Source organism: Janthinobacterium sp. SUN211 (assembly GCF_030587315.1).
GTDB lineage: Bacteria > Pseudomonadota > Gammaproteobacteria > Burkholderiales > Burkholderiaceae_D > Janthinobacterium > Janthinobacterium kumbetense.
Window position 1 is genome coordinate 93,845 of sequence record NZ_JAPWIC010000006.1, and the last position, 17,534, is coordinate 111,378.

Genomic DNA, 17,534 nt, shown 5'->3' on the forward strand with positions numbered 1-17,534 from the left:
CAAAACCACGATTTTAACGGATTCAGGCAGACAGCAAAAATCATGGCTAAAATGGCGGCTCGATCATCTTCGGCTGCGGCGCGGGTTTTTACGGAAATATGGCAGCTGCAGCGCCACACTGACTGGATTTGCCTTGCCGGTATCGCCGTTGTCACCCTTGTCGCCACGCACCATTGTTGTGCAGTTACCACAGTACGCCTGCCGGAGCGCCGCGTGAACGCCGTCCTGGCCGCCAAGGACGACGCCCTGCTGAAAGATGCCTGGCGCGCCGGCCTGAACCTGGGTGCGCCCACCCTGCTGGGCATCGCCGCCTGGGGCATGGTGGTGGGCGTGGCCATGGTGAAAAGCGGCTTGACTGTAGCGCAGGCGGGGGCCATGACCCTGTTTGTCTTTGCCGGCTCGGCCCAGCTCGCGTCCTTGCCGCTGCTGGCCGCGCATGCGCCCGTGTGGGTGATCTTCGCCACGGCCCTCGTCGTCAATTTGCGTTTTGTCATCTTTTCCGTGCTGCTGGCCCCCCATTTTTCCCATCTGCCGTGGCGCCAGCGCTTTGGGCTCGGCTATGTGGCGGGCGACATCACGGTGGGCCTGTTCCTGCAGCGCTATCCGCACGAAACGCCGGACCCGGCCAAGCTGCCTTTCCTGAAAGGCTTGATCTACCCCAACTGGCTGGCCTGGCAAATCGGTTCCTTCATCGGTATCGTGCTGGGCGCCGTCGTGCCGGCCGAATGGGGCTTGGGTTTTGCCGGCACCCTGGCGATCCTGTGCGTGACGGTGCCGCTGATCCTCAGCCGCGCCGCCCTGTGCGGCGTGCTGGTGGCGGGTGCGGTGGCCGTGCTGGCCTACGGCCTGCCGTATAAGCTGGGCTTGCTGGTGGCCGTCGTGGTGGGCATGGTCAGCGCCATGGCCGTGGAAGAATTGACAGAAAAATGGACAAAACGCCATGTTTGACGGCATAGACTGGGGCAGGGCCGACGTGTGGATCGCCATCGCCGTGCTGGTGGTGGCGACGGCCGCCACGCGCAGCACCTTTTGGCTGATCGGCCATCACATCACCATTCCGCGCCGCGTGGGCGAGATGCTGCGCTATGCGCCGGCGTGCGCGCTGGCCGCCATCATCGCACCCGACATGCTGATGGAGGGGCAGCAAGTGCACCTTGAGTTGTCGAATTTGAAACTCTTGTCCGGTATTGCCGCCACGCTCTTTTTTGTGATCCGCCGCAATATGCTGCAAACCATCGTGTTCGGCATGCTGGTTTTCACGGGCTTGCGACTGTTGCACGTTTTTCAGTAAAGCAGGACAAATCGGGGATTTGCTCTGGTCATTGCGGTAAAATAGCGCACTTCCTTCCACTCGTCATCTGGATCGCCATGTCAGCTGTTCTCAACTTCATCCGTCTGCAAGATTTGATCGCCCAAAATGCACTGCAAGGCAAGCGCGTGTTTATCCGCGCCGACCTGAACGTCCCGCAAGATGACAGTGGCAAGATCACCGAAGATACGCGCATCCGCGCCTCGGTGCCGGCCATCCGCGCCGCGCTGGACGCTGGCGCCGCCGTCATGGTGACGTCGCACCTGGGCCGTCCGACGGAAGGCGAGTTCAAGCCTGCCGACAGCCTGGCGCCCGTGGCGGCCCGCCTGTCCGAGCTGCTGGGCCAGGAAGTTGCATTGAAACAAAACTGGGTCGATGGCGCTGGCCTGGAAAACCTGGCTGCCGGCCAGGTCGTCCTGCTGGAAAACGTGCGCGTGAACAAGGGCGAAAAGAAAAACAGCGATGAGCTGGCGCAAAAAATGGCCAAATTGTGCGATATCTACGTCAATGACGCGTTCGGCACGGCCCATCGCGCCGAAGCGTCCACGCACGGCATCGCCAAGTTCGCGCCCGTCGCCTGCGCCGGCCCGCTGCTGGCCGCCGAACTCGATGCGTTGGGCAAGGCGCTGCACGCGCCAGCCCGTCCGCTGCTGGCCATTGTTGCTGGTTCGAAAGTATCGAGCAAGCTGACCATCTTGAAAGCCCTGTCCGACAAGGTCGATAACCTGATCGTCGGCGGCGGCATCGCCAACACCTTCATGAAGGCTGTCGGCTTGAATGTCGGCAAGTCGCTGGTGGAAGCGGAACTCGTCGAGGAAGCGAAAGCCATCATCGACATCATGGCCAAGCGCGGCGCGCAAGTGCCGATTCCCGTCGATGTCGTGTGCGCCAAGGAATTCTCGCCCACGGCCGTTGCCACCGTCAAAGACGTGGCCGACGTGGCGGACGACGACATGATCCTCGATATCGGCCCGAAAACGGCCGCCTTGCTGGCGCAGCAAATCGGCGCCGCCGGCACCATCGTGTGGAACGGCCCCGTCGGCGTGTTCGAATTCGACCAGTTCGGCAACGGCACCAAGACCCTGGCCTTGGCCATTGCCGATTCGAAAGCTTTCTCGATCGCTGGCGGTGGCGACACCCTGGCGGCGATTGCCAAATACGACATTACCGATAAAATCAGCTATATCTCGACGGGCGGCGGCGCTTTCCTGGAGTTCCTGGAAGGCAAGACTTTGCCCGCCGTTGAAATCCTGATGCAACGCGCCGCTTAAGGCGCTACCGTCAGCAATTCAGTACCAAGCGCAGCCTGATCGCTGCGCTTTTACCTTGCCGGGCGGTTCAGCCGCCAGGTCTTGCTCACCTTCGCTCGCGCACAAGGACTCCTATGCCACGCGGTACAAAAATCGTAGCAACAATCGGCCCCGCTTCCACCGACTTCGATATCCTGGTGAAGATGATACGCGCGGGCGTCGACGTGGTGCGCTTAAATTTTTCCCACGGCAAGGCGCAAGACCATATCGACCGCGCGGCGCTGGTGCGCCTGGCGGCGGCCGAGTGCGGCCGCGAAGTGGCCATCATGGCCGACATGCAAGGGCCGAAGATTCGCGTCGGCAAGTTTGAAAATTCCCGCATCCAGCTGGAAGCGGGCGACAAGTTCATCCTCGACGCCAAGTGGGGCGAAAACGGCGAACTGGGCAACCAGGAGCGTGTCGGTCTCGACTACAAGGCCCTGCCGCGCGACTTGCACAAGGGTGACGTGCTGCTGCTGAACGACGGCCTCATCGTGCTGATCGTCGAACGCATCCACGGCAGCGAAATCCACACCACCGTCAAGATTGGCGGCGAGTTGTCGAACAACAAGGGTATCAACCGCCAGGGCGGCGGCCTGTCCGCGCCCGCGCTGACGGCCAAGGATATGGAAGATATCAAGACGGCCATGAGTTTCCAGGCCGACTATCTGGCTATTTCCTTCCCGAAATGTGCGACCGACATGGAAATGGCGCGCCAGCTGGCCAATATCGCCGGCGAACCGTACCACCACAAGCCGATGATGATCGCCAAGATCGAGCGCGCGGAAGCCATTCCTGCCCTGCAAGAGATTCTCGACGCGTCCGACGGCATCATGGTGGCGCGCGGCGACCTGGCGGTCGAGGTGGGCAATGCGGCCGTGCCGGCCTTGCAGAAACGCATGATCAAGATGGCGCGCGCGTCGAACAAGATTGCCATTACGGCAACTCAGATGATGGAATCGATGATCGTCAACGCCGTGCCGACCCGCGCGGAAGTGTCCGACGTGGCCAATGCCGTGCTCGATGGCACGGACGCCGTCATGACGTCGGCCGAAACGGCCTCGGGCAAGTACCCGATCGAAACGGTGGAAATGATGGCCGCCATCTGCGTGGAAGCGGAACAGTCCGAATACAACAAGCTCGATGCCGATTTCCTCAACGTCACGTTTACCCGCATCGACCAGTCGATCGCGTATGGCGCGCTGTTCACGGCCCATCACCTGCGCGTCAAAGCCATCGTGGCGCTGACGGAATCCGGTTCCACCGCCTTGTGGATGAGCCGCCACAGTATCGACACGCCGATCTACGCGCTCACGCCCAGTGTCACCACTTTGCGCAAAGCCGCGCTGTACCGCAATGTTCGGGCGTATCATCTGATGCAGAATGCCCCCAGCGCGCAAGTACTGAAGCAGGCGGAAGAGCTGCTGGTGGCGCAGGGCATCGTCCGCAAGGGCGACATGATCGTCGTCACCTGGGGCGAGCCGATGGGGCAGGTGGGCGGCACGAATGCCTTGAAGATTGTGAAGGTAGGCGAATTCGAGTAAAAACTGCCCAGGGCGTTGTTGCATTGCCTAGTCGTACTAGTTGTACTGCCTTCGGCAACGCGCCTAGCCCTGAGCAGTTTGTTGGACGTTCTAATTTAGTTGAAAGAATTCAGGCGCCGCCGCGGTTGTTGATCACCGCGAAGCGCCGCAACGGTTTCTATTGTTATCTGGAGTATTACCATGTCTCTCGTATCCATGCGTCAACTGCTGGACCATGCCGCCGAAAACGGTTATGGCATTCCTGCTTTCAACGTCAACAACCTGGAGCAAGTGCAAGCCATCATGGCTGCCGCCGATGCGCTGAACAGCCCGGTGATCATGCAAGCGTCCGCTGGCGCGCGCAAGTACGCCGGTGAAGCGTTCCTGCGCCACCTGATCGACGCCGCTGTCGAAGCGTATCCGCACATTCCTGTCGTCATGCACCAGGATCACGGCCAGTCGCCGGCCGTCTGCATGGCCGCCATCCGCTCGGGTTTTACTTCCGTGATGATGGACGGTTCGCTGGAAGCGGACGGCAAGTCGGTCGCTTCCTACGAATACAACGTGGAAGTGTCGCGTGAAGTGGTGAAATTCTCGCACGCCATCGGCGTGACGGTGGAAGCGGAACTGGGCGTGCTCGGTTCGCTGGAAACCATGAAGGGCGACAAGGAAGACGGTCACGGCGCCGACGGCACCATGACCCGCGAGCAACTGCTGACGGACGTGGCGCAAGCGGCCGACTTCGTGCAGCGCACCCAGTGCGACGCCCTGGCGATCGCCATCGGCACCTCGCACGGCGCGTACAAGTTTACCCGCAAGCCGACGGGCGACATCCTGGCCATCGACCGCATCAAGGAAATCCACGCGCGCATCCCGAACACTCACCTGGTGATGCACGGTTCGTCGTCGGTGCCGCAGGAATTGCTGGCCATCATCCGCGAATTCGGCGGCGACATGAAGGAAACCTACGGCGTGCCAGTCGAGGAAATCCAGGAAGGCATCCGTCACGGCGTGCGCAAGATCAACATCGACACCGACATCCGCCTGGCGATGACGGCTGCCGTGCGCAAGTATCTGTTCGAGAACCCGTCGAAATTCGACCCGCGCGACTTCCTGAAGCCAGCCCGTGCCGCCGCCGAGCAAATCGTGCGCGCGCGCATGCAGGCGTTCGGCTGCGAAGGCCAGGCGTCGAAAATCAAGGTCATCACGATGGAAAAAATGGCCGAGCGCTACAAGGCCGGCGAGCTGTCGCAAATTGTGAAGTAAAATTCTGTCTGGAACGGGCCGGAAGCAATGCTCCGTGCCCGATTTTCTCGACCGGCGGGCACCCCCTGCCCGCCGGTTTCGTTTCATCCAACTATTCCCCCGCTATGAACAGCCTCTATCAGACTTCCATCCACTCCCTGCCATTGCTGGGCCACGGCAAGGTCCGCGACAATTACGCCGTTGGCGACGACAAGATCCTGATCGTCACCACGGACCGCCTGTCGGCCTTCGATGTCGTCATGAACGAGCCTATCCCCGGCAAGGGCAAGGTTCTCAACCAGATGAGCGATTTCTGGTTCGAGAAACTGGGCCACATCGTGCCGAACCACCTGACCGGCGTGGCGCCGGAATCCGTGGTGGCGCCAGAGGAAGTGGAGCAAGTGCAAGGCCGCGCCGTGGTGGCCAAGCGTTTGAAACCGATCATGGTCGAGGCGGTCGTGCGCGGCTACATCATCGGTTCGGGCTGGAAAGATTACCAAGATACGGGCAGCATCTGCGGCATCGCGTTGCCAGCGGGCTTGCAACAGGCGGAAAAACTGCCGGAGCCGATCTTCACCCCGGCAGCCAAGGCCGAGCTGGGCGAGCATGACGAAAACATCAGCTTTGCTGAAATGGAAGAGCGCATCGGTGCCGACCTGGCCGCCAAGATGCGCGACGTCGCCATTGCCCTGTACAAGACGGCCGCCGAATATGCGGCCACGCGCGGCATCATCATCGCCGACACCAAGTTCGAATTCGGCCTGGACGACAATGGCGTCATGCATCTGATGGATGAAGTGCTGACGGCCGACTCGTCGCGCTTCTGGCCTGCCGATTCCTACCAGTCAGGCATTTCGCCGCCGTCGTTCGACAAGCAATTCGTGCGCGACTACCTGGAAACATTGACCTGGGGCAAGACCGCGCCGGCGCCGGCGCTGCCGGCCGACGTCATCGAAAAAACCCAGGCCAAGTACTTCGAAGCCATCGAACGCCTGACGGGCGAGAAGCTGAAGGCCTGAGATGAGCGAGCAGAATAAGCCGCTGGTCGGCGTCATCATGGGGTCGTCCTCTGACTGGGACGTGATGCAGAATGCGGTTGCCATCCTGAAACAGTTTGGCGTGCCGTACGAAGCGCAAGTCATTTCCGCGCACCGCATGCCCGACGAGATGTATGCGTACGCGAAAAGCGCGCGCGCGCGCGGCTTGCGCGCCATCATCGCCGGCGCCGGCGGCGCGGCCCACCTGCCTGGCATGGTGGCGGCGATGACCATCGTGCCCGTGCTGGGCGTGCCCGTGCCATCGAAATACTTGCGTGGCGAAGACTCCATGTTGTCCATCCTGCAAATGCCCAAGGGCGTGCCGGTTGCCACTTTCGCCATCGGCGAAGCGGGCGCGGCGAATGCGGCGCTGACGGCCGTGGCGATGCTGGCCGCCAACGACGATGTCCTGGCCGAAAAGCTGGAAGCGTTCCGTACCACGCAAACGGCCGCCGCCAAGGCCATGGTCTTGCCTGATTAATATGTTTGAAAAATAATGAATAGTAAATCGACTTCCCCATTGCTGCCTGCCGCCCATCCACCGGCATGGCTGGGCGTGATGGGCGGCGGCCAGCTCGGCCGCATGTTTGCCCAGGCCGCACAAGGCATGGGTTACCAGGTGGCCGTACTGGAGCCATCCGACGCCTGCCCTGCGGGGCAGGTGGCGCAGCGCCTGATCCATGCCGCATATGATGATGTCGCCGGCCTCGACGCCCTGGCGGCGCAATGCCTGGCCGTCACCACCGAGTTCGAGAACGTGCCGGCCGACAGCCTGTCGCGCCTGGCCGAACGCGTGTTTGTTGCCCCCAACGCCCACGGCGTGTCGGTGGCGCAAGACCGCATCGCGGAAAAGCGTTTCTTTGTCGACTGTGCCGCGAAATCGGGCGTGTTGCCGGCGCCGCATAGGGTCATCGCCACGCAGGACGATATCGACGCCATCGGCGACGACTTGCTGCCGGGCATACTGAAAACCGTGCGCATGGGCTATGACGGCAAGGGCCAGTTCCGCGTGCGCACGCGCGACGAGGTGCGCGCCGCCTTTGCGGAAATGGGCGAGGTAACTTGCCTGTTGGAAAAAATGCTGCCGCTGGCGTATGAAGTGTCCGTGCTGACGGCGCGCGGCGTGGATGGCGAATCGGTCGTGTATCCGATCGCCGAAAACGTGCACCGCGACGGCGTCCTGTTTACCACCACGGTGCCGGGCCCGAACGTGTCGGACGACTGCGCCGCCAGGGCGCAGCGGGCGGCGCAAGCCATGGTCGCCGAACTCGGTTATGTCGGCGTGCTGTGCATCGAATTTTTCGTGCTGGACGACGGCAGCCTGGTGGTCAATGAAATGGCGCCCCGTCCCCACAACAGCGGCCACTACACGATGGATGCCTGCGTCACCAGCCAGTTCGCGCAGCAGGTGCGGGCCATGGCGCGTCTGCCGCTGGGCGACGTGCGCCAGCATTCGCCGGCCGTGATGCTCAACATCCTGGGCGACGCCTGGTTTGCCGGCGACAGCGATGTTGCCTGCGAACCGGCGTGGGACCAGGTGCTGGCGCTGCCGGGCGCGTGCCTGCACCTGTATGGCAAGGACGACCCGCGCCGTGGCCGCAAGATGGGCCACCTGACCTTCATCGCGGCCACCTTGCAAGAGGCGCAGCAGCGCCTGCGCGACGCTTGCCTGATCCTGGGAATCGCGCCGTGAGCGTACTTGCACACGATCTGGCGGCGGCCGCTGCCGTGCTGGAAGGGGGCGGCCTCGTCGCTTTCCCGACGGAAACGGTGTATGGCCTGGGCGCCGATGCGGAAAACCCGGCCGCCGTGGCGCGCATCTACGAAGCCAAGGGCCGGCCTTCGGACCATCCCGTGATCGTGCACGTGGCGCCTGGCGCCGACTTGGCGCACTGGTCCGACGATATTCCGCCCGAAGCGCAGCAACTGGTGGCTGCCTTCTGGCCCGGTCCGCTGACCCTGATCGTCAAGCGCGCCGCGCATATTCCCGATGCCGTGTCCGGCGGCCAGGATACGGTGGGCTTGCGCTGCCCGTCGCACCCGGTGGCTATCGCATTGCTACGCACCTTCAAGGGCGGCAAGGGCGGCCTGGCGGCGCCGTCGGCAAACAAATTCGGCAATGTCAGCCCCACCACGGCGCAGCACGTGCGCGATGAATTCGCGGCGGAACTCGCCAGCGGCTTGCTGGGCCAAGTCCTCGACGGCGGACAGAGCGATGTCGGCATCGAGTCGACCATCGTCGATTTGTCGCGCCTGGCCACGCACGGTCCCGTGCTGTTGCGTCCCGGCCATATCAGCAGCGAGCAGATCGCCGCCGTCATCGGTCGCGCACCGGCCGTGGCGGACGCGGCCGCGCCGCGCGCCTCGGGCACCCTGGAATCGCATTACGCACCGCACACGCCTGTTGCGATGCAGCACAGCGACGACGTGCGCGCCACCTTGAACCGCCTGCTCAATGACGGGCGCCGCGTGGCCCTGATCCACTACTCGGATCTGCCGCCGGCCAGCGCCAGCGTGCGCCTGGCAGCGACCCCGGAAAATTACGCACATGCGCTGTATGCCTCGCTGCGCACGATGGACCAGGTCGGCGCCGAGCTGATACTCGTCGAAGCACCGCCCACCGGCCCCGCGTGGCTGGGCGTGAATGACCGTCTGCGGCGTGCCGCCTTCGGCTCAAGTGGTATCTTGCAGCAATTTCTGTCCGCATAATAAAAGCCCCGCAAGGGGCTTTTTCTTGATGCAGCGCAATAGAGATGCTTGCCACGAAACATCTTATATCCTCCATAATTCAGCGGATCGCCCGGTCGTGACGGGGCGCTGGCGGTGTTGTTATTTCGTTGATTTTTAAAACATATTTTCTATACAAGCCTGAGGAACGATGGCATATTAGTTGGGTAGCGAATAGCACGCCCGTTCGTTTAGAAACCAGAAAAAAGACCGAGGAGACAAAATGCATCAAACAAAATTCGCGCTGGCCGTGCTGGCTGCGGCTGTCCTGGCAGGTTGCGGCGGCGCCAGTGGCGGTGATCAAGCCTTGAAAGTCAAATACACGGCGCAGGTGTCGTTCGGCGACAGCCTGTCCGATGTCGGTTCGTATGCCGTCGCCGGCGTGGCGGTGAGCGGTGGCGGCAAATTCACCATCAATGGCGACAATACCAAGATCAATCCTGAACTGACGGGCAAGAACTGGACCGAGCACCTAGCCGCGCAATTCGGCTTGCCGGCGCCATGCGCCGCCGAAACGGGCCTGGAAGGCAGCATTCCCTCCCTGCAGGCTCCGCGCGTCAAGCATGCGGGCTGCTTCGGCTACGCCATGGGCGGTTCGCGCGTCACCAACCCGGTCGGCCCGAACAACAAGTTGGCGGGCGGTGCGCTGGGCGCCCTGACCGTGCCCGTGGTGACGCAGATTGCGAACCACCTGGCCGTTTCCGGCGGCAAGTTCAGCGGTACGGAAGCCGTCTTCGTGATGGCGGGCGGTAACGACGTGCTGTTCCTGCTGGGCGACTTGCAAGCGAAGGCCACTGCTGCTGGCCAGACGGCTGGCGCGGCTGCCGGTGCCGCTGCTGGCGCGAAAGCCTTTGCCTCCAATCTGGTTGCTGCCCTGGCAGCGCGCGCCGCCAACCCTGCCACGGCAGCGCAAGCCATCGGCGCGGCCGTGGCGGCCGCCGCTGCGGCGCCTGGCGCCACGTCAGCATCGATCGTGGGCGCTGCCGTGACCGCTGCCGCCACCGCCGGCGATACGGCGGTCGCTTCGCCAGCCGTGTATAGCCCGCTGGTGACCAAGGCGCAAGCCGATGCGACGGTCACCGGCAACGCCGCCGGTGCCGCTGCCGGCGCCAAGGCTGGTGCCGATTACGCCGCGGCGAATGGTCCTGCACTGGTTGGTGCCATGAAACAGGCTGGCACCGAGCTGGTGGCGCTGGTCAAGGATCAGATCATTGCCAAGGGCGCCAACTATGTGGTGGTCAACAACCTGCCTGACGTGGCCGGTACACCATCGGGCCTGAGCAAGGATGCCAATACCAAGGCGCTCATCAATGCCATGGTCAGCGCCTTCAACGGAGAGCTGAGCGGGGGCTTGAACGGCAACGCGAAAGTCTTGCTGGTCGACGTGTTTGCCGTCAGCCATGACCAGGGCGTCAATCCTGGCCCGTATGGCTTGACCAATGTCAGCGAGACGGCGTGCGACCTGACGCCAGCGAAGAATTTCCTGGGCAGCTCGCTCGTGTGCAATGGCACGAACCTGAAAGCGGGCGACGTCAGCCACTACTCGTATGCCGACGATGTGCACCCTACGCCGTTCAACAACCTGTTGCTGGCCCGTTATGTGGCCAAGGACATGGTCGTGCGGGGCTGGCTGTAAGGGAGGGCCGCGCCAGCTGCATCCCCGCGATGTGGCTGGCGCTGGCAGCGACAAGACTGGATAGCGGGGCTATCCGCACATAATGAATCAGGAGACAAGATGAAGAATCGTTTGAATACCGCTGTACGCGTGCTGGCCGCGGCCGCCGCGATGGCCATGGCGACGGGCGCTTCGGCGCAAAGCGCAGGCACCTGGATGGCCAAGGCTGGCCTCAACAAGATCACGCCGCACGTGGAAAGTGGCGACATTTCCGCGCCAGCATTGCCGGGCACGAAAGCCGACGTCAAGTCGGATACCAAGCCCATCCTGACCTTTGCCTACATGATCACGGACAATGTTTCCGCTGAAATGATTTTGGGCGTGCCGTACAAGCATGACCTGATCGGCGACGGTTCCATCAAGGGCACGGGCAAGCTGGGGACGGCGGAAGCCTTGCCGCCGACAGCCTTCATCCAGTACCGTTTCTTCCAGCCCAATGCGATGATCCGCCCCTACGTGGGCGCGGGCTTGACGTATGCCTATTTCCAGAAGGAAAAAGGCTCGGGCCAGATGACGGCCTTGCTGGATCCGGGTGGAAAACCAGTGACGTACCGCATGGACAACAAGCTGACAGGCAGCCTGGTGGTCGGCAGCACCCTGGCCTTCAACGAGCGCTGGTTTGCCGATGTGGCCGTGGTCAAGACCTACCTGAAAACCAAGGCGAAATTCTCCACGGGGCAAACGCAGGACATCAAGCTCGACCCGGTCGCCGTGAGTATCAGCATCGGGTATAACTTTACCCTGTAAAACAAAAAATCCGCCTCGGCGGATTTTTTTTGTCCCGCTCAGGCTGGCGGTGTATTGAACTTACCATTGTGGAAGATCAAGGGCGGCTGCGCGGCAAACGCGCATTGTTCCACTTCGCCCACGAAAATGACGTGGTCGCCTTCCGGATAGCGGCTGCGGTTGTGGCATTCGAACCAGGCCGATGCGCCTTTCAGGATGGGCTGGCCCGTGCGCGACAGTTCGTATTCCACGTCGTCGAAGGGATTCGGCGTGCGGCGTGAAAAGCGCGTGGCCAGTTCCGCCTGGTCGGCGCCCAGCACATTGATGACGTAATGCGAGTTGCCGCTGAAAATGGGCATGCTGTTCGCCACGGAACCGAGGCTCCACAGCACCAGGGGCGGCGACAGCGAGACGGAATTGAAGGAACTGGCCGTCAAACCGCGGAAACTGCCGTCGGCCAGGCGCGTCGTAATGACCGTCACGCCGGTGGCAAACTGCGACAGTGCCTGGCGGAAATGTGTCGTATCGAATTCTTGCGCGGGCGCGCGGGGAGAGCGTGTGTTCATGGGTGACCTGTCTATTTGCTGACATTATGCCAAAAATCGGCCATGCCAGCGCAATCGTGGCCGGCATGCCCGTATGTGCGGTGTCCCACGCGCCGTTTCAAGCGGCGCTGCAAGCCATGGCGCTTTGCGTTACAGTGGTGAAATGATAAGTCGCAGCAGCGTTGCGGGAGGACATCATGAATCAACAGACGGAAGTGGCGGTATTCGGCGGTGGCTGTTTCTGGTGCCTCGCCGCCGTGTATGGGGAAGTGCGCGGCGTGACGCGCGTCGAGTCCGGCTACACGGGCGGCAGCGTTCCCCATCCCACTTATGAACAGGTGTGCGCGGGCGGCACGGGCCACGCGGAAGTGGTGCGCCTGAAATTCGATCCTGCCATCATCGCTTACCACGACTTGCTGGAAATCTTTTTCACGCTGCACGACCCCACCACCTTGAATCGCCAGGGAAATGATGTCGGTACGCAATTTCGCTCCGTCATCTATTACCAGTCGGCCGCGCAGGAAAGCGTGGCGCGCAAGGTGCTCGCCGAAATGGCCGGCGTGTGGGATGCGCCCATCGTCACGCAGCTGGCGCCGGCCGCCACCTTTTACCCGGCCGAGGATTACCACCAGAATTATGTCGAGCAGCATCCCTTGCAGGGCTATTGCGCCCTCGTCGTCGCGCCCAAGGTGGAGAAATTCCGCGCCATGTATGCGGGCCGCCTGAAGTAAGACGGCCCCGCGCGCCTGTCAGGGCGCGAGCACGGGCGCCGGCCTTGTTTCCTGCGTATTCTCTTGCGCATACATGTAGTTGCGCGACCAGGGCAGGGTGGAAGAGCGCCGGCCCGCCTTCACGCAGACGATCTGGTACAGGCTGATCAGATCTTGCTCGAAGGCATAGGCGCAGCCGGCCAGGTAGACGTGCCAGATGCGGAAGCGCCGCTCGCCCGCCAGCGGACGGATCTGCTCGGCATGGGCTTCGAAATTCTCCGTCCACAGGGCGCAGGTGCGCGCATAGTGGCGGCGCAGGTTTTCCACGTCCAGCACTTCCAGTCCCCCCTGCTGCATGGTTTTCAGGACATTGCCGATGTGCGCCAGCTCGCCGTGCGGAAACACATACTTTTCGATGAACTCGCCGCCGCCATACGGCGTTTCGCCATTGTCCGGGTCGGTCGAGGTGATGCCGTGGTTCATCGCCATGCCATCGGGCGCCAGCAGCTTGTGGATGATGGAAAAGTAGTCGGGCAAGTGTTTCAGGCCCACGTGTTCGAACATGCCCACGCTGGTGATGCGGTCGAACTGGCCCGTGACGTCGCGGTAATCTTGCAGGCGGATATCGATCAAATGGGCCAGGCCGGCCGCCGCCACGCGCTCGCGCGCCAGCGCGTACTGGTTTTCCGACAGGGTCACGCCCACGCAGCGGGCGCCATATTGCTGCGCGGCACGAATCACGAGCGCGCCCCAGCCGCAGCCGATGTCGAGCAGGGTCTGGCCCGGCTGCAGCTGGATTTTCTTCAGGATATGGTCGATCTTCTTGACTTGCGCCTGCGCCAGGGTTTCATCGCCGTGTTCGAAATACGCGCAGGAATACACGAGGGCGGGGTCGAGAAATTGTTCATAGAACGCATTCGACACGTCGTAATGGTAGCGGATGGCTTCGGCATCCTTGCTCTTGTCATGCGTAAAGCTGCGCACGATGCGGGCCAGCTTGCCTTCCGGCTTCAAGGTCGTGCGCGCCAGGGCATTGCAGATGGAAATCATGTCCATCGCCGTGCCCTTGACCTCGATATTGCCTTCCACATAGGCCGAGCCCAGGTTGGCCAGCGACGGGTTCAGCAGGTAGCGGGCCGAGGCGACGGTCGGCAGGCGGATGGTGACTCTGGGCGCTTCGCTGGACAGGTCGACATGCTGGCCGTTCCACAATTCTATGCGCAGCGGCAAGGCGGTCTTGCTGCGGATGCTGGCGATCCAGGACTTGAGTTGGTTTTGTACAAACAAAATGGCCTCCAATGAAGCGGCCGCCATGGCAGCCGCAAATTGAGAAACAATGTCATTTAGTAACTTCTACCCTCATAGCCTACACCTATATTGACCAGCTTGCTTTGCGCCGCCTTGCTTATCCTGCTCAGGGTTGCAGGCGCTGCATGCTCCATTGCCCGTCAGCATCGCGGGTGAACACGATGCGGTCGTGGAAGCGCGAGCGGCGTCCCTGCCAGAATTCGATGCGTTCCGGCTGCAAACGGTAGCCGCCCCAGTGGGCGGGACGGGGTGGCTGCGCGTCGCCGACGGCGGCGGCCACGGCCTCGTAATGGCTTTCCAGCTCGGCGCGGCTGGCGATCGGTGTACTTTGCTGCGAGGCAATCGCTGACAGCCGGCTTTGCAGGGGGCGCACATTGAAATACTCGTCGCTCTCGGCCGCCGTGGTCTTCACCACCGTGCCCTCGATGCGCACTTGCCGCTCCAGCTCGCGCCAGAAGAACAGCAGGGCCGCGTGCGGATTGTGTTCCAGCTGCTGGCCCTTGTCGCTGTTGTAATTCGTGTACCAGGTGAAACCCCGTTCGTCGAACTGCTTGATCAGCACGATGCGCGAGCTGGGCTTGCCGTCGGGACTGACGGTGGACAAGCTCATGGCGTTCGGTTCGCTGACCTGGGACTTGAGCGCTTCGTCGAACCACTTTTCAAATTGCGCAATCGGGTCGCGCTGCACGTCTTCCTCGGATAACAGTCTTTGCACATAATCGATGCGCATGGCGGCCAGGGTGGCTGCATCGTGCACGGGCACGGTGGCCGCTGCCGGGGCGGCGGTCTCTTCCGGCGCGATGCCGCGACGGCGCTGCATGGCCGTGCCCAGCTGCTCCATCTGTTGCGCGCTGAACAGGCGCTTGGCCATGGGCGCCAGCTGGCCTTCTTCCTTGGCCATGTGGGCCTGGTAGGCGGCAACATAATCGCGCACGCCGTCGGCGGACAGCTGCGTGCCCGTGCCGGCAGCGATGGCGTCCAGTTCCGGGCGCAGGGTCAGCCAGGCCTGATCCATGCGCTGGTGGTCGGCGAGGATTTCCGGCACCAGCGTGGTCAGCAGGGCGGCATCGTCGCCCGTGGCCGTCGCCTGCAGCATGGGCATCAAGTCCTGCTCTTCATCGTCATGGTGCAGATGGGCCGCTTTATTGAAATATTGCAACACCGCCTTGGCCGCCTGCTGCGCGTCCGCCGTGTTGCCGTGCTGCGCCAGATGGCCCAGCAGGTTTTGCAGGGTCGTCAGCTGCTTGCGGATCTTGTCGTGGCAATGCTTGAGCACGGCGATGGGCTGGTCAAAGCCGGGAACGGAGTCGAACAGGGGAGAGGTCATGGCGAGTTCTCGTGGTGAGCGGTGTGGGGGCGCGGCGACAATTGCTCTTGTCGCTGTGTCAATTCGGCTATTTTAGAATATCCGCCAGCGCAGTGTCCGTTAAAATGGCGCCATGCATACCTCCACCAATGAACTAATTTCCATGGACTTGACCGAGATCGATTTTGAGCGGCGTTTCGGCGGCATTGCCCGCCTGTACGGCGCGCCCGCGCTGGCGCGCTTCCGCGCCGCGCATGTGTGTGTGATCGGCGTGGGCGGCGTCGGTTCCTGGATCGTCGAAGCGCTGGCGCGCAGCGCCGTCGGCCGCCTGACCCTGATCGACCTGGATAATGTGGCCGAATCGAACATCAATCGCCAGATCCAGGCCATGAGCGACACCATCGGCAAGGCCAAGATCACGGCCCTGGCCGAACGCATCGAATTGATCAACCCGTTTTGCCAAGTCACGCAGATCGAGGATTTCATTACCCCCGATAATCTGGAGCAATTGCTGGGCGGGCGCGATTTCGATTACCTGGTCGACGCCATCGACAATGCCAAGGCGAAAGCGGCCGTGATTGCGTATTGCCGCGCGCACAACATTCCCATGCTGACCATCGGCAGCGCGGGCGGGCAGACGGACCCGACACTGATCGCCGTGCGCGACTTGTCGAAGACGGAACAGGAACCGCTGCTCAAGCGCGTGCGCAAATTGTTGCGCACGGAATATGGTTTCCCCCGTGGCGTGAAAAACAAATTCAATGTCGACGCCGTGTTTTCCATGGAGCCGCTGAGCACGCCCGAGAGCGCGGAAGCGTGCGCCATCGACGGCAGCGCGCCCGCCGGCGTGACGGGACTCAATTGCGCCGGCTTCGGTTCCAGCGTGGTGGTGACGGCCAGCTTCGGCATGGTGGCGGCCGCCCATGCGCTGAAAAGCTTGCGCCAGGACAAAGTTGCTGAAGTGCCAGCGCCAATGTCAGTGCCGGACGCCGCCTGAGTCACGCTGCTTAAATCAGCTTCCTGCTGGCCAGGATGCGGTAATCGCCGCTGCTTTTCAGCGATTCCACCAGCACCAGTTCGTCCGCCTGCCAGGCGATGGGCGCGAAAACCTCGATGGCCGGCGGCGGCGCCTGGCGCGCCAGGGTCACGTGCGGCGTGAAGCGGTCGTGCTCGAAGCGCGGCGCCAGTCCCTGTTCCGCCAGACGCTGCATGCAGGCCGCGCGCAAGTCGAGCAAGGCGGGCGAGGGCCGCGCCAGGGCGGCCCAGGCCAGCGCCAGCTGCGTAAAATGGCTGGCGTGATCGAACAGCAGGGGCATGGCCCGCGCCGGCATGTGTTCCAGAATACCCAGCAGGGCGGGCAGCTCGCTGGCCGGGCGCTGGCCCAGGAAGGCCAGGGTCAGGTGCAGCTTGTCCGCGCGCACGGGCTTGCCTTCCAGGCGCGCCTGCCAAGCGGCCAGGGCCGCGCGCGTGGCCGCATCGGGCCACAGGGCGTAAAACAGGCGGGGGCAATGGGCATCGGGCGACAAGTTTTTCCTATCGTTGCGGCGGTTTGCTATTATTGGCGTTCCCTGCCGGTTCGCTGGCGCAGGGATCTCACCGAAACTCACTGAAAGAATACATCATGACGCGTAGCTCCGTTTTGTTTGCCCTGATCTGCTCCGTCGCCGCGTCGCTGGCGCAGGCACAGGCGCCAGCGCCTGTTCCCGCCTCCGCCGTCTCGCTGAGCCCCGGCCCTGTCGCCGATAAATTGATCTTGATCGACAACAAGGTCGGCACGGGCAAGGAAGCGTCCGCAGGCAACAACGTCACCGTGCACTACACGGGCTGGCTGTACCGTCCGCTGGCGAAAGATTCGCGCGGCAAGAAGTTCGACAGCTCCGTGGGCCGTGGTCCGTTTGACTTCCCGCTCGGCAAGGGCATGGTCATCAAGGGCTGGGACCAGGGCGTGGCCGGCATGAAAGTGGGCGGCAAGCGCACCCTGATCATTCCAGGCGAACTGGCCTACGGCCCGCGCGGCGCCGGCAATGGCGACATTCCGCCGAACTCGGCACTGATCTTCGATGTGGAATTGCTGGACGTGAAGTAATTGTTCAGTTTGGCGGCGGCGCATGCTCGCGCCGCCGTCATCGGCACG

18 protein-coding genes are annotated in these 17,534 nt (G+C 62.7%); 14 read left to right on the plus strand and 4 right to left on the minus strand.

What is annotated here, in order from left to right:
- Window positions 1–213: 213 nt before the first annotated feature.
- The 11 genes from O3301_RS20265 (at window position 214) to O3301_RS20315 (ending at window position 11,552) form a co-directional block, all read left to right on the plus strand.
- Window positions 214–948, plus strand: coding sequence for an AzlC family ABC transporter permease (locus O3301_RS20265; RefSeq protein ID WP_305057314.1), 735 nt, complete (start codon window positions 214–216; stop codon window positions 946–948).
- Window positions 941–1,291 carry an AzlD domain-containing protein gene (locus O3301_RS20270; protein WP_034780613.1) on the plus strand — a complete coding sequence of 117 codons (351 nt, stop codon included), beginning with the start codon at window positions 941–943 and terminating at the stop codon, window positions 1,289–1,291. Before O3301_RS20265 ends, O3301_RS20270 begins: the two co-directional genes overlap by 8 nt.
- Window positions 1,292–1,368: 77 nt before the next feature.
- Window positions 1,369–2,580 carry a phosphoglycerate kinase gene (locus O3301_RS20275; protein ID WP_099666365.1) on the plus strand — a complete coding sequence of 404 codons (1,212 nt, stop codon included), beginning with the start codon at window positions 1,369–1,371 and terminating at the stop codon, window positions 2,578–2,580.
- 113 nt (window positions 2,581–2,693) lie between these two features.
- Window positions 2,694–4,142, plus strand: a complete 1,449-nt coding sequence (gene pyk, locus O3301_RS20280; RefSeq protein WP_099666366.1) for a pyruvate kinase — start codon at window positions 2,694–2,696, stop codon at window positions 4,140–4,142.
- Between the two features lie 180 nt (window positions 4,143–4,322).
- Window positions 4,323–5,387 carry a class II fructose-bisphosphate aldolase gene (fba, locus tag O3301_RS20285; RefSeq protein WP_289903317.1) on the plus strand — a complete coding sequence of 355 codons (1,065 nt, stop codon included), beginning with the start codon at window positions 4,323–4,325 and terminating at the stop codon, window positions 5,385–5,387.
- A 104-nt stretch (window positions 5,388–5,491) separates the two neighbouring features.
- On the plus strand, window positions 5,492–6,385 hold the full coding sequence (locus O3301_RS20290) for a phosphoribosylaminoimidazolesuccinocarboxamide synthase (protein ID WP_305057315.1): 894 nt from the start codon (window positions 5,492–5,494) through the stop codon (window positions 6,383–6,385).
- A 1-nt stretch (window position 6,386) separates the two neighbouring features.
- Entirely contained in the window at window positions 6,387–6,884 is a 498-nt protein-coding gene (gene purE / locus O3301_RS20295; protein ID WP_077408673.1) for a 5-(carboxyamino)imidazole ribonucleotide mutase, read from the plus strand.
- A 15-nt stretch (window positions 6,885–6,899) separates the two neighbouring features.
- Window positions 6,900–8,096: a 5-(carboxyamino)imidazole ribonucleotide synthase gene (locus O3301_RS20300; protein ID WP_305057316.1), complete on the plus strand. Its 1,197-nt coding sequence runs from the start codon at window positions 6,900–6,902 to the stop codon at window positions 8,094–8,096.
- Entirely contained in the window at window positions 8,093–9,112 is a 1,020-nt protein-coding gene (locus tag O3301_RS20305; RefSeq protein WP_305057317.1) for an L-threonylcarbamoyladenylate synthase, read from the plus strand. Before O3301_RS20300 ends, O3301_RS20305 begins: the two co-directional genes overlap by 4 nt.
- Window positions 9,113–9,353: 241 nt before the next feature.
- Window positions 9,354–10,766: an SGNH/GDSL hydrolase family protein gene (locus tag O3301_RS20310; protein ID WP_289917567.1), complete on the plus strand. Its 1,413-nt coding sequence runs from the start codon at window positions 9,354–9,356 to the stop codon at window positions 10,764–10,766.
- A gap of 99 nt (window positions 10,767–10,865) precedes the next feature.
- A complete protein-coding gene (locus O3301_RS20315; protein ID WP_305057318.1) occupies window positions 10,866–11,552 on the plus strand; it encodes an OmpW family protein in 687 nt (228 codons plus the stop codon).
- 38 nt (window positions 11,553–11,590) lie between these two features.
- Here the strand turns inward: O3301_RS20315 and O3301_RS20320 are convergent, their stop codons facing one another.
- A complete protein-coding gene (locus O3301_RS20320) occupies window positions 11,591–12,097 on the minus strand; it encodes a flavin reductase family protein (RefSeq protein WP_077408668.1) in 507 nt (168 codons plus the stop codon).
- Window positions 12,098–12,273: 176 nt separating this feature from the next.
- Here O3301_RS20320 and msrA point away from each other — a divergent pair, with 176 nt between their 5' ends.
- The gene (msrA, locus tag O3301_RS20325) at window positions 12,274–12,807 is read left to right on the plus strand and encodes a peptide-methionine (S)-S-oxide reductase MsrA (RefSeq protein WP_305057319.1); all 534 of its coding nucleotides are present in this window, start codon (window positions 12,274–12,276) and stop codon (window positions 12,805–12,807) included.
- 18 nt (window positions 12,808–12,825) lie between these two features.
- On the opposite strand, the gene O3301_RS20330 is transcribed toward msrA, so the two are convergent.
- Together O3301_RS20330 and pdxH are read right to left on the minus strand one after the other, a co-directional pair.
- Window positions 12,826–14,073, minus strand: coding sequence for a cyclopropane-fatty-acyl-phospholipid synthase family protein (locus tag O3301_RS20330; RefSeq protein WP_099668346.1), 1,248 nt, complete (start codon window positions 14,071–14,073; stop codon window positions 12,826–12,828).
- Window positions 14,074–14,200: 127 nt separating this feature from the next.
- Window positions 14,201–15,421 carry a pyridoxamine 5'-phosphate oxidase gene (pdxH, locus tag O3301_RS20335; protein WP_305057320.1) on the minus strand — a complete coding sequence of 407 codons (1,221 nt, stop codon included), beginning with the start codon at window positions 15,419–15,421 and terminating at the stop codon, window positions 14,201–14,203.
- 112 nt (window positions 15,422–15,533) lie between these two features.
- On the opposite strand from pdxH, the gene tcdA reads away from it, so the two are divergent.
- On the plus strand, window positions 15,534–16,397 hold the full coding sequence (tcdA, locus tag O3301_RS20340) for a tRNA cyclic N6-threonylcarbamoyladenosine(37) synthase TcdA (protein WP_305057321.1): 864 nt from the start codon (window positions 15,534–15,536) through the stop codon (window positions 16,395–16,397).
- Window positions 16,398–16,407: 10 nt separating this feature from the next.
- On the opposite strand, the gene thpR is transcribed toward tcdA, so the two are convergent.
- On the minus strand, window positions 16,408–16,926 hold the full coding sequence (thpR, locus tag O3301_RS20345) for an RNA 2',3'-cyclic phosphodiesterase (protein WP_305057322.1): 519 nt from the start codon (window positions 16,924–16,926) through the stop codon (window positions 16,408–16,410).
- Between the two features lie 95 nt (window positions 16,927–17,021).
- Here thpR and O3301_RS20350 point away from each other — a divergent pair, with 95 nt between their 5' ends.
- Entirely contained in the window at window positions 17,022–17,486 is a 465-nt protein-coding gene (locus O3301_RS20350; protein ID WP_077408663.1) for an FKBP-type peptidyl-prolyl cis-trans isomerase, read from the plus strand.
- Window positions 17,487–17,534 lie beyond the last annotated feature (48 nt).

What these genes read in the sequence shown, in the direction of transcription:
- tcdA (WP_305057321.1), top strand. Translation starts at nt 15,534, where the DNA reads ATGCATACCTCCACCAATGAACTAATTTCCATGGACTTGACCGAGATC.
- O3301_RS20270 (WP_034780613.1), top strand. Translation starts at nt 941, where the DNA reads ATGTTTGACGGCATAGACTGGGGCAGGGCCGACGTGTGGATCGCCATC.
- pyk (WP_099666366.1), top strand. Translation starts at nt 2,694, where the DNA reads ATGCCACGCGGTACAAAAATCGTAGCAACAATCGGCCCCGCTTCCACC.
- msrA (WP_305057319.1), top strand. Translation starts at nt 12,274, where the DNA reads ATGAATCAACAGACGGAAGTGGCGGTATTCGGCGGTGGCTGTTTCTGG.
- O3301_RS20310 (WP_289917567.1), top strand. Translation starts at nt 9,354, where the DNA reads ATGCATCAAACAAAATTCGCGCTGGCCGTGCTGGCTGCGGCTGTCCTG.
- O3301_RS20275 (WP_099666365.1), top strand. Translation starts at nt 1,369, where the DNA reads ATGTCAGCTGTTCTCAACTTCATCCGTCTGCAAGATTTGATCGCCCAA.
- O3301_RS20350 (WP_077408663.1), top strand. Translation starts at nt 17,022, where the DNA reads ATGACGCGTAGCTCCGTTTTGTTTGCCCTGATCTGCTCCGTCGCCGCG.
- O3301_RS20290 (WP_305057315.1), top strand. Translation starts at nt 5,492, where the DNA reads ATGAACAGCCTCTATCAGACTTCCATCCACTCCCTGCCATTGCTGGGC.
- O3301_RS20315 (WP_305057318.1), top strand. Translation starts at nt 10,866, where the DNA reads ATGAAGAATCGTTTGAATACCGCTGTACGCGTGCTGGCCGCGGCCGCC.
- O3301_RS20320 (WP_077408668.1), bottom strand. Translation starts at nt 12,097, where the DNA reads ATGAACACACGCTCTCCCCGCGCGCCCGCGCAAGAATTCGATACGACA.
- fba (WP_289903317.1), top strand. Translation starts at nt 4,323, where the DNA reads ATGTCTCTCGTATCCATGCGTCAACTGCTGGACCATGCCGCCGAAAAC.
- pdxH (WP_305057320.1), bottom strand. Translation starts at nt 15,421, where the DNA reads ATGACCTCTCCCCTGTTCGACTCCGTTCCCGGCTTTGACCAGCCCATC.
- O3301_RS20300 (WP_305057316.1), top strand. Translation starts at nt 6,900, where the DNA reads ATGAATAGTAAATCGACTTCCCCATTGCTGCCTGCCGCCCATCCACCG.
- purE (WP_077408673.1), top strand. Translation starts at nt 6,387, where the DNA reads ATGAGCGAGCAGAATAAGCCGCTGGTCGGCGTCATCATGGGGTCGTCC.